The sequence below is a fragment of the Yersinia sp. SCPM-O-B-9106 (C-191) genome (assembly GCF_026183365.1).
GTDB classification, from domain to species: domain Bacteria; phylum Pseudomonadota; class Gammaproteobacteria; order Enterobacterales; family Enterobacteriaceae; genus Yersinia; species Yersinia rochesterensis.
Map to the genome: position 1 here is coordinate 3719998 of NZ_CP110791.1, position 12400 is coordinate 3732397.

Sequence of the window (12400 nt, forward strand, 5' to 3'; positions counted from 1 at the left end):
CCGTGGGCTGGAGATACGTGCGAAGCGCGGGATTCCACAAGGGTGCGCGCCCGCACCCTTTGCCGATTGGTTCAGCCGAGGCCAAGTGACCAGTAAAATTATAACAACCGAACCAGAACATCGAACCTATTCACCATCCCCAACTACAATGACCTAATCCCACTAAACACTTGCTGCAAAATGGGCCCCAGCACTTTTAATGTCTCCGGCGACATCATGGTGATATGTGAGCAATCAAGATGATATGTCCGCAGTTGCTTCACATATGGCCGCCAGATATCCTCGGGAGTCTCACCCGCGGGTAGGGTTTGGGTGGCAACAAATAACGTGGTTTCACCCTCGTAAACTGGCGTTTTAGCCCCTGATAACAAGCCGACAGAATCGTCATAATTTGCCTGAATTTGCGCAAACATTTCTTGTTTCTCTTGCTGCTCATCGCCCGCCGCCGCCATAAACAATGCCCGCTCGCGCTCCACTTCCTCCAGCGCCTCCGCCTCAATCGGCGCGTTCCAGTCCTGAGTTTCCGGCGGATAGGTATCCAACAACCCCAAGAAAGCCACTTCCTCGCCCTGTGCTTGTAATTTTACCGCCATGGCCTGCGCCACTGTGCCGCCCAATGAGTATCCCATTAGGTGATATGGCCCCTGTGGCTGCACCTGACGTAACGTCGCCAAATGATGGTCACATAAGCTGTCCATATCCCGACTAGTGGCAATGGCCCCATGAGGGCGCGGAGACTGAATTCCCAGCACCGGCCAACTACCCGGCAAATAACGCGGTAACAAACTGAATTGCCAGGCAAAACCAGACGCCGGATGGATACAAAATAGCGGGTTGCCACTGCCACTGCGCAGCGGCAAGACTTCACTGAAACCAGCTTTAACTGCCTGTCTATCAGATTGCGGCTGGCTCAATGCGGCAGCCAATGCCGCCACTGTCGAGGCCACCATCACCTGCCCCACCGCGACGGGCTGTTGCAACTCACGGCGCAGGTCAGCCGCCAAGCGCATTGCCAACAAAGAATGGCCGCCCAGCGCGAAGAAATCATCATCCGCACCGACGCTTTCAACTCCCAACAAATGGGCAAATAATCCCGCAATCAGACTTTCCAAACCGGCTTGTGGCGCGCGCCCACTACTGCCCGCCTGATTCACTGGTGCCGGTAATGCCTTGCGATCCAGTTTGCCATTGGCACTCAGCGGGAAAGCACTCAGGCTGACGATAACTACCGGCACCATATGCGCCGGTAAGTGCTCACTAAGCTGGCTGCGCAAAACCTCTAAATCAATATTTTCCGATCCGGCAACCGGCACAATATAGCCGACCAACTGGCGGGTATCGGCTCCGGCTAAGGCCCCTTCCGCCCCCGCCAAGGTGCGGGCATGCACCACCGCTTGCTGGACTGAAGGAAACTCCAATAGCGCAGATTCAATCTCACCTAATTCAATGCGTTGCCCACGAATTTTCAATTGATCGTCACTGCGCCCCAAATATTCTACTGTGCCATCCGGCAGCCAGCGGGCGATATCACCGGTGCGGTACATCCGCTGTCCACGGTCATAAGGATCCGCAACAAATCGGCTGGCAGTCAGATCTGGGCGGGCATGGTAACCCTGCGCCAGTTGTACGCCACACAAATAGAGATCGCCCGCAATGCCGACCGGGGCTTGCCGCAGCATAGTGTCGAGAATACGCAGTTGGGTATTCCACACCGGCTTGCCGATGGGCACACTGCTGCCAGTCACTCGCGCCAAAGCATCACCATAGGCGGGTTGATAAGTGACATCCACCGCCGCTTCGGTTGGGCCATATAAATTATGCAATGGAGCAGCAAAAATCTGTTGGTATAGCTCCGATAGCTCGCGTGACAATGCTTCGCCACTGCAAAATACTCGGCGTAAGCTCTGGCAAGGCTGCTGCTGCCCATGCATCGCACTGACAAAAGCGGCCAGCATTGAGGGCACAAAGTGAGCGGTCGTGACGCCATAATCCTCAATCAAGCTACGCAGTAACTCGGGGTCACGATGAGCTTCTGGCGGCGCCATGACCAATCTTGCCCCGGTTATCATCGGCCAGAAAAACTCCCACACCGAGACATCAAAACTGCACGGCGTTTTCTGTAATACCACGTCATCAGCGCCCAGCGGATACTCATTTTGCATCCATAACAGGCGGTTAACGATAGCCCCATGTGTGACTACCACACCTTTTGGCCGCCCCGTAGAGCCGGAGGTGTAAATCAAATAAGCCGGATGGTTTGGCGTTATCTGGATGGCGGGCAACAGCGCCGGTTTATCCTGCGTGGGCAGTTGATCCAGCAGCAACAGCGGGGCCTGGCCGGTAAAGCGCTCAGCCAAAGAGCTGACCGTAATAAGGAGACGTGGATCGGCATCACTGATCATGTAAGCCAGGCGATCATCAGGATAACCAGTATCCAGCGGCAAATAAGCAGCGCCTGCGGCCAAAATAGCCATCAAAGCCAAACTGAGATTCACCGAGCGCGGCAGCGCCACAGCAACCCGATCACCGGGCAGCACGCCCTGTTGACGTAGATGGGCAGCCAGCGATTGAACCCGCTGATTAACTTGCTGATAAGTGAGTGTTTCATCAGCATCCAATAAGGCGACAGCCTGTGGTGTTAGCTGCGACTGTTGGTTTAGCAAATCACATAGTGTCAGCGCAGGTAGGGCGATGGCAGTGTCATTGGCGGCTGCCAACAGCGCTTTTTCATCGGCAGTCAGCAAATTCAGGGCGGATAACGGCAATTCGGGCTGCCAGACCAAATATTCCAGCAACATCACCAAGCGCTGGGCCAATCGTTGCGGATCGCCGACCGCATCACGATATTCCAGTTGCAGATGCAGCTTCTCGCCCGGCAACACCAATAAAGTCAGTGGGTAATGGGTATAACCGCGATTATTCAGTGCATTACACCGCAAACCCTTGAAAGATTGCTGATGTAATTGATTGTTTTCCGGGTAGTTTTCAACCACCAGCAAGGTATCAAATAATGTATTCGCCCCGGCCAGACGCTGGATCTCCCCCAACCCCAGACCATCGTGCTCCAGTAATTGGATCTGCTGCTGCTGCAACGCGGTCAACTGTGCTAACAGTGGCAATTGCGGCTGCAATTTCACCCGCACCGGGAGGGTGTTACTGAACAGCCCGACGTGCTGTTCGATACCGTCGATTTCACTAAAACGGCCAGAAACCGGCGAGCCGAATATCACATCATCACGGCCACTGAGCACGCCCAATAAGGTGGCCCAAACCCCTTGCAGTAGAGTATTGAGCGTGATGCCCTCGCGCCGTTGCAACTCGGTCAGTGCCGTTTCCAGTTTGCTGTCCAGCGCGATAGTCCATTCGCGTACCGGGCTGGCGGCATTGGTTTCAGGATATAGAATCGTTGGCGTGACACCGCGAACAGCCTGCTGCCAGGCCAAACGGTCTGATTGCAGGTCGCGCGACGTCATGCGGCGAATCAAATCACCATAACTGACACTCAGCGGCGCTAATTCCGGCTTATTGCCGTAGAGATGCAGCAAGTCATGCAGCAAAATTGCCGATGACCAGCCATCTCCCACCAAATGGTGCGCGATGATGATCAACGAATAGCGCTCGGCGCTGTAGCGGATCAAGGTGGCAATCAGTAAAGGTTTTAATGTCCCCGCCGTCTCACTCACCAGATCCCGTGCCAGCCCTTCGCGCTCCAATTGCTGGGTTTTGGCAGTTTGCTGATCCGGTGTCAATGCGCTCAGGTCATATTGCTGCCATGGCCAGCGACGGGCGCTATCTTGAATCTGCGGCAGGATTTGCAATGATTCACTGTGCAACTCACTGTCAAAAATAGCCCCCAGTTGCGGGTAGCGTTGCAGTAGGCTTTCCAATGCATCACGCAAGCGCTCAATGTCGAGTTCACCCTGCAAGTCAAACCGGCTGATCGCATTGTAATTATTGGCTTCTTGCCCTAACTGAGCATGGAACAGTAAACCTTGTTGGAGCGGCAATACCGGGAGAATATCGGCGATTGGGCCATATTTTTCGCCAGCCGCCTGCCACAGTGTTTCGGGTAAGGATGCCGTGGGTGCAGAGGGTACCGCTACGGGCGAATCCATTAACGAGTGTAAAGCCAGCGCCATTTTAGCCGGTGTGCGCAGAGCAAAAATCTCGCGCGGAGCCAAGCGGAAACCGGCGCGACGCAAAGTGCTCCCCAGCGCCATAGCGGAAATACTGTCGCCCCCGAGTTGGAAGAAATCATCTTCCGCACCAATATTGCCCAAACGCAGCAAGTGGGCGATGGCATCACACAACAGCTTTTCCGGCGGGGTTTGTGGTGCCCGGCTGGTGAACTGTTGCCGATGTTGTGGGGCGGGCAGCGCTTGCCTGTCAATCTTGCCGTTTACCGTCAGCGGCATTTCATCCAACACCATCAGGATCGCGGGCACCATATAATCTGGCAAGCTCGCGGCCAATTGATCCATTAGCCGGGCATTAAGATCTTTACTCTGGCGCAGTTGCGCATCGGGTACCACGCAGTAGCCAATAAGCCGATGGGTCGCGCCGACCGCTTCGGCGATAACCACTGCGCTACTGACTGCCGGCAAGACCACCAGCGCGTTTTCGACTTCGCCCAGCTCAACCCGGAAACCGCGCACTTTTATCTGGTGGTCGGTGCGCCCGACAAAATCCAACTGCCCCTCTGCCGTCCAGCGCATCAAGTCGCCGCTGCGATACATCACTTCGCCGTGACGGAAAGGGTTGGCCACAAAACGCGCCGCGGTTAAATCAGGCCGGTTCAGATAACCACGAGCCAACCCTTTACCGGCAATATATAACTCCCCCACCGCACCTATTGGCACTTTGGCGAGTTGACTATCCAGCAAATAGACTTCGGTATTCGCCACCGGGCGGCCAATAACCGGTTGCATCGCCACCTGGATATTCGCGCCGAGGGTATCTATGGTGTATTCCGACGGGCCGTAGAAGTTAACCACGTTCAGTTCAGGATGCTGTTTCAGCCGCTCCCACAAACGCGGTGTGGCGGCTTCACCGCCAATCATAATAAAGGCGGGCTGGTGATGCCCAGCCTCCAGTAAACCGCTATCGATCATTTGCGTAAAGAATGACGGGGTAATGTCCATGGTGTCGATTGGCGTCTGATCCATCATCTGCACCAATGCATAAGCATCACGGCGCATTTCTTCATCAAAAATGACCATCTCGCAGCCCATCATCATCCAGAACAGCGGTTCCCAAGAGGAATCGAAAGAGAATGATGCGGTATGCCCCGCGCGCATCCGGCGGGTATTATGCCGCTTAAATTCCGCCATCGCCGGGCCATACAGGTACGTGCGGTGCGCCACGAGCAAATTGACTAACCCGCCATGGGTGCTCATGACCCCTTTAGGTCGGCCAGTCGAACCCGAGGTATAAATCATGTATGCCAGATGTTCACCGTGCAGGGAATGCTGGCGCTCTGCATCAGTAATGGGCCGAACAGAGAAAGCCGTGCATTCCTGCTGGAAGCGCGATTCATTCAGGCAAACTATTTCCATCTCGCCGGTGATAGCCAGTGAAGATAACAAACTTTCAGTCGATTGATGGGCTAGGAGTAAGCGCGGTCTGGCGTCCTCGCACATTTTGGCGAGCCGCTCCATCGGGTAATCCAGATCAAGCGGCATGTAAGCTGCGCCACTGGCCAGAGTCCCCAAGATGGCGACCAGCGAATCCACAGTTCGCGGAATACCAATCGCGACCACATCATCAGCCTGAATTCCTCTGGCGATCAATGCTCGCCCTAGTTGGGCCACACGGTCAGAAAGCTGGCGATAAGTCAGACTTTGCTTGCCACAGCTCACCGCAGTGGCATCCGGTTGCGCACTCACTTGTTGCTGGAAAATATCCAGCACCGACACCACCCCAGCAGGCAGACTTAATTGCGGGCCTTTAGCCCAACTATCAATGCGTTGCAGCTCCTGCTGTGGCGTCAATATGAGGTCGCCTACCGTGATTTCGGCTTGGGCCGCCAATTGCTGCAACAAGAATTGTATCCGCTCGCCATGCTGATGCAGGCTGGCGTGGTCATAGCGCCCCGCATTTGCCAGTATTTCCAAGGTCAATTGGCCGTTATCAAGGTAGAGATCAAACTCGACATCATCGACCGGGCCGGAGGCCAAGGTGTGGGTAACGCCGGTTATTTCCCCCAAATTCAGGGCGAAATCGAACATTTTAAAATTCAGTACCGGGCCATATAGCGCCCGCTGGGAGCCGACCATCCCCAAATCACGCCGTAATTGTTCCGCTTCATAGCGCTGATGTTGACGCACCGTTTTCAGCTCGCGCGCCACTGCGCGCGCCACATCAACAATCTGCATTTCGCGCCGTAACGTTATCTGCAATGGCAACACATTCACCACTGGCCCGGTGGCGGTCAAGGCGACTGATCCCATGCGGCGCATAAACGGGCACCCTACCGACAAGCGCATTTCGCCGCTAATACGGGCGAAATAAATCAGCAACAGCGCCATTGCCATATCGGCAGCGCTCAGGCGCTGTGCTGCGCCCCCTGCCAGTAAACGGCCAAACGAGTCAGAGTCGATATTAATCCGCTGACGCAATACGCGATTATCCGTTTGCTCTGCCCGGGCGGGCGAGTTCAGGGGGGAAAGTGTGTGTGCGGCGGGTAAATCCGCAGTATGTTGTTGCCAAAATTGCTTATCGCGCAGCTCGGTTTCTGACCCCGCATACGCCAAATATTCACTAACCACATCGCTAAACGGGGTAAAAGGGGATTCCCCAATAGATTTCCCTTGCAATAATGCAGTGTAAATATCGGCAATACGGCGGGTAATTGCGGTGAAACTGAAGCCATCAAGCAACAAATGATGATAACGCTGATACCAAAGCCATAGCGGCTTGCCATTTTCATCAGGAACACGAATAACCCAGTGTCGATACAGTGGCTCCTCGCCATCTAACTGTATCGGAGCCTCAGTATCCTCCCACATCAATGTCAGTGCGGCCTGTCGCCCATCGGCGCGAGCACTGAAATCCAACCACTCCAGCTTAGGCATGTCAGCCGCCTGGCGCTGTATGGGAATGCGCTGCATCGGGCCATCGTCGCCATCAACAAAACGCGCATGGAGAGTATCGGCCTCCGCCAGCCCTTGGCTAACGGCACGGCTAAAGAGTTCCCTCTCCAGCGGCCCCGCCAGTTCAATATAATGGGCCACGGTAAACATGTTCTTTTGCTGACTTAACTGATCAGCAAACCAGATTCCGGGCTGTGCCGCCACCAAGGGCAGCTCGACAGCAGCAACAAGGGAGATTGAATCCTCTGACACGATGGGTATTCCTTTTTTTGGCAACACAGGATTTATTGCAGCAGGTGGAGCCGCGATAATCCGATAATTCCTTTAGCCCACGGCCCGCGTTATTGCAGGCCAGCCTCTGCACGAATCAAACTGGCCGGGCGCATGTCGGTCCAATTAACCTCAAGATATTTCACACAATCTGACCGGCTTTGCGGCCCATGAACAATTTCCCATCCTGCCGGAATCGCCGTAATCTGGGGCCACAAGCTGTATTGCTGCTGCTCATTGATCAGCACAAAAAAAGGCAGATCTTCGTTATCAAACGGGTTGGTGGGTGTTTCTGTTTCATTGTTCATGGCGTAAATGTTCATGGCGTAAATATCCTTATTTTGAATCTGAGGAACCTAATAAAAAGTGCAATCCATCAATCAAGCCGCCACGCCAGCACAAGGAATCGTGGCCCCCTGAATAAACTCGGTAATGCAGCCGATGCCCAGCCTGCCGCAGTGCTTCACTCATGGCCTCATTAACTTGATAAATCACATCTTCACGGCGGCCCGCCTCCATAAAAATATCCAATGGATGGTCAGCGCCCACACCTTGATAAACCTGCTCTGTCAGCCAGCCCTGCCGCTCGGCAGTTCCGGCGGTTAGTGCTTTGAAATTGTCGACATCTGGCCACCAAAAGGAACCTGACTGACTCAGCACACAACCAAAACGCTGAGGCCAATGTAATCCGGCATAAAGCGAAGCTAGCCCGCCAAAACTCTGTCCGGCGACTAGAGTGCGAGAGGCTTTGTCAGTGAAAGGTTGCAACAAGGCCACTTGTGGCAGTAACTCCGTTTGCAGCGCTTGCCAGAAATCCTGATTGCAGGGCAATTCCACTGCGCGATGAGGTTGGTCGATAATGTCGATCAAGATATACACACTGGCAGGTAGGCGTTCGGCTTCAGTTTCTCTGTCCAGCACACCAAAAATCGATTGCCCATGCGCCCAATATTGACCATCGAGTAAAATAGCCAGCGGCCGCTCAGCTTTATCTTCGGCACCGAGTGTGTGGTAAATCCACACATTACGGCTATTACCGAGCAACTTGCTATTCCAGCTAATCAGTTGCAGCCGTTTTGGGTCTGTTGGGAGTTTTTGGCCCGCATCAATGGGCTGCCAGGCCGTCTGGGGCAAAGCATCGGCTAAATGCACCGCCGAAAGTGGTTTCCCGCGATAGCTGTAATGGGGAGCTGTAGGATTGAACGGATCGTTTTCAGCTAAATCCATCAGTGAGATCCACCAATTGCGCTGCGCCTGACGGCGCTCTTGTGGTGTCCCCTCAGGTAAATTCAAACAATGTTCTTCAACAACAGGAATAAAACTGTAGCTGCCCCGGAAATCAGATTCCACTTCAGCCTGCCAATACCAAACATTGCTCTGGCCCAGGCGCTGTAGAGTTTCAGGATTGGGACTGTGGTGATCAGTCACGCCGTTAACATCAATATAGACACGGCTATAAACAGCGCTCCCCGCCTTGGCGGGCGGCTCCCGCCAGAGGAATGTCAATTTCACCTTGCCAGCAGTAACCGGCTCCACCAGCGGTGTTCCCCGCAGTGCAATCTGCTGCCACCATGTATCACTGCCAGCCAGAGGGTCTGCTAACAAACTCTGGCTATCAATCTGTTCATTTGTCGTGCTCACACCCAATCCTTTTGATTTCATTGCCTAAGTTTCTATTCACTACACATCAAGACACCACACATCAAGCCAATGTATGTCCACAAGCAACCAAATTAAATATATTTGTGTTTATTGTGTGAATACAAATAATATTGAGAACCATTAGTATTTGCAATACCATATGCATGTTCATTCTTGAGTACCCCTTTATTCCCGCAATATGAGTAAGGGCGTTCTGCGGTGCCGAGAAGGAATTGAATGGGCAGAAAGTTTTCTTATCGCCATACCGGTTAATAAATAAACCCAATAGATTTCAAGATGTAGGAAGGCGGTAAAGGAGATAATCCCAATGAGCTTACACAAGTAAGTGATTCGGGTTATTGAGTGCAACCAACACCTGCAGTTTGCAAGATGAAAGGTATAAGGCCGGATGGGTTCCAGCACGTTTTATTATTGTGTTTCTAGGTAGGGATAAATCATGTTTGATATTTCAGGCAAGAAGATGCCAGGGAAATTGCTATTCCGGGCAAGCTACGCATCAAAAACCTTATTAACCTCTGCACTTATATTAATACCGGCTCTACAGGCTTTCGCGGCAACCACCGCGAAAGAAGCAACGGCGACAAAAGAAGATAAATTAGTGGTGGTTGCCAAAGCAGGTAGCGGGCAACAAGATGATGGTTTCGTTGCTAAAAATAGTTCAACCGGCACTAAAACCGATACCCCGCTTATCCGTACTCCACAATCCATTTCCGTGATTACCAGCCAGCAAATGCAGGAGCAAGGTGCAACTTCCGTGGCACAAGCATTGCGTTATACTGCCGGTGTCGTGCCGGAATATCGCGGTGGTTCCAATATGAATGATGAAGTTATCATTCGTGGCTTCGGCTACGCACCGCGTTTTCTGGATGGATTAAGCTACAACTCGCTGGGTGGCGCACGGCGCGGCGGCCAGATTGACCCATGGTTATTGGAGCGAGTTGAAGTCGTCCGTGGCCCGGCCTCGGTGCTGTATGGCCAGGTCAACCCAGGCGGCCTGATCAATATGGTCAGCAAGCGCCCGACAGCCGAAAGTATTCATAAAGTGCAGGTCGGGGCTGGTAATAATAGCCGGGCAGAAGCCGCCTTTGATTTTGGCGGTGTGTTAGATGATGAGGGTAAAGTTCTCTATCGCCTTAATGGGATTGGCAGGACACAGGATGATGCAGTTAATACCTATAAGCAGGAGCGTTTTGCTATCGCCCCAGCAATAACTTTCATCCCGAACGAAGACACCACTTTTACCTTACTGACCAGCTATCAGAAAGAACCTAAGGCCGGCTCGCGTAACTTCTTACCGGCAATTGGCACGGTGTTTGGTACCCCCTACGGCAAAATACCTTACGATTTTAACGTCAGTGACCCGTCATTTGATCAATCTGAACGCGAGCAAACTTCCGTCGGATATGCCCTTGAACATTACATCAATGACACCTTTAAATTCCGCCAAAATCTGCGTTACAGCCACAACAAGCAAGATTACAAATATCTGGTCTTTATGGATTTACTGGCAGATAACCGCACAATGACCCGTCGCCCGCAAATCGAACGCCAGACCACGGCCGAGTTTGCAGTCGATAACCAGTTGCAAGCCGATTTCTGGACGGGACAGCTAAATCACACGGTGCTGACGGGGTTAGATTATAAACGCACCCGTATTGATAGCCGGTTCTATATGGGTAAAGTGCTGCCAGCATACAATTTGGATTGGGTATCACCGACTTATGGCCTGAATATTAAGGACAGTGACCTGTCGCTCAATAGCAGTGATTTAACCAAACTTGATCAGGTCGGGATCTATTTACAAGACCAAATTGAGTTAGATAAGTGGAATTTCCTGCTGTCGGGGCGCTATGACTGGTCACAGTTAAAAACAATGAACCGTAAAAGCGTCACGCAAGATCAACAAGACGATAAAGCATTTACTGGCCGTGGCGGTGTGTTATATGCCTTTGATTCGGGTATCTCGCCCTATATCAGCTACAGCACCTCATTTGAACCTAGCACTGCCAAAGGCGCTCCTGGTACGGGTGCACTAGACCCCGTAACAGCACGTCAGGTCGAGTTAGGCATTAAATACCAGCCTCCGGGCAGTAGTACCCTACTGACCACCGCACTGTATGATTTACGTCAGAAAAATATCAGCCAATACGACTCAGTGCTGGCCTACAGTGTTCCCATTGGTGAAGTCCAGTCCCAGGGGATAGAAACACAATTAAACAGTGAAATTAACGACAATATCAACCTGATCGCCGCTTATACCTACACGAAAGGCAAAGTGCGTGAAACCAAAAATGCCGCTGAACTAGGCAAAATGCCATCACGAACACCTAATCATTCGGCCTCATTATGGGGAATGTATAGCTTTGATAAAGGTGTGGTGGACGGCTTGTCTACTGGCGTCGGTGTGCGGTATATCGGCACCAGTTGGGGTGATGGAAAAAACAGCTTTAAAGTCCCGGCGGTAACACTATATGACTGGATGATGCGCTATGAACTGGGGCAAGCACTGCCCGCGATGAAAGGCACCAGTTTGCAGGTTAACGTCAACAACATATTCAACAAAGAATATGTGGCCAGTTGCGCACAAATGGCGGCCTGTTTCTATGGCAGTGGTCGTGTCGCTACCGCAACCGTCAGTTATTCTTGGTAAGTTTTTATTTTCAACCGCGCCGGTGGCCCATACTGGCGCGTTTTTTATCCTAATGGGATAAGAATTGCTTAAAGAAAAGTAAATTTTCGCCCTCTTCCTGCTGTAATTTTAACAATAAATTGAACAAATTCAGCCGAATAACATTTCAGAAACTTTTTGTTTTATTCCGTGTAACCGGCCAAAACCATTCTAAAAACAGTGAGATAATCCTATACTTGCTAGCAAGCATCACCCCATCACACCACTGACTCAAGGTAAAAATGCCAGCATTTAAGGGAATATCACAGCTTATGCACCGAACGCGCGCCTGTAAAAAGCGCCTGTGCGGTATGCTGCTGGTAACCTGCTGGTTTTTCCTGAATACCCAACTGGCGATAGCCGGTCATCAGTGTGATATCGCCCCTGCCGACTCGCCGGTCTTTAGCCAGCATCAAGGGCATTTGCAATCAGACCCGATGCAACAAATGTTGTCGTCGATGGAAATGTCCCATGGCCCGGCGCAAAATTCCCTGTGTGAAAAACACTGTCTCCCCGATTCAGTTCAGTCTGACAGCGGGATGCTGGTGTTGGCAGCATTGCCAACTCACACTGAGTTAGTGCTGGCGGATATCCAACAAGCCCCCGGTGTGCGTCGCCTCGACTGGCATATGCCGCCCATTGTCGGGCCACCCACCGAAATTGTTTTCTGCCGATTTAGAGAATAGATCCAGACAGAGTTAACCACATC

General features: G+C 52.3%; 5 protein-coding genes. 2 read left to right on the forward strand and 3 right to left on the reverse strand.

The annotated features are described in order from the left end of the window. Positions 1-143 precede the first annotated feature (143 nt). From OP863_RS16875 to fes, 3 genes are all read right to left on the reverse strand, one after another. Positions 144-7343, reverse strand: coding sequence for a non-ribosomal peptide synthetase (locus OP863_RS16875; RefSeq protein WP_265525634.1), 7200 nt, complete (start codon positions 7341-7343; stop codon positions 144-146). 89 nt (positions 7344-7432) lie between these two features. Further along, positions 7433-7684, reverse strand: a complete 252-nt coding sequence (locus OP863_RS16880) for an MbtH family protein (RefSeq protein WP_265525635.1) — start codon at positions 7682-7684, stop codon at positions 7433-7435. 13 nt (positions 7685-7697) lie between these two features. Further along, a complete protein-coding gene (gene fes / locus OP863_RS16885) occupies positions 7698-9002 on the reverse strand; it encodes an enterochelin esterase (protein ID WP_145591498.1) in 1305 nt (434 codons plus the stop codon). 457 nt (positions 9003-9459) lie between these two features. Between fes and OP863_RS16890 the strand changes: the two genes are divergently transcribed. Both OP863_RS16890 and OP863_RS16895 read left to right on the forward strand, forming a co-directional pair. After that, positions 9460-11673 (forward strand): TonB-dependent siderophore receptor, encoded by a 2214-nt coding sequence (locus OP863_RS16890; protein WP_145589869.1) that lies wholly within the window; start codon positions 9460-9462, stop codon positions 11671-11673. A 290-nt stretch (positions 11674-11963) separates the two neighbouring features. Continuing rightward, a complete protein-coding gene (locus tag OP863_RS16895; protein WP_265525636.1) occupies positions 11964-12377 on the forward strand; it encodes a hypothetical protein in 414 nt (137 codons plus the stop codon). Positions 12378-12400: the final 23 nt, after the last annotated feature.

Coding starts and splice junctions, on each gene's coding strand:
- OP863_RS16880 (WP_265525635.1), bottom strand. CDS start 7,684: ATGAACATTTACGCCATGAACAATGAAACAGAAACACCCACCAACCCG.
- OP863_RS16895 (WP_265525636.1), top strand. CDS start 11,964: ATGCACCGAACGCGCGCCTGTAAAAAGCGCCTGTGCGGTATGCTGCTG.
- OP863_RS16890 (WP_145589869.1), top strand. CDS start 9,460: ATGTTTGATATTTCAGGCAAGAAGATGCCAGGGAAATTGCTATTCCGG.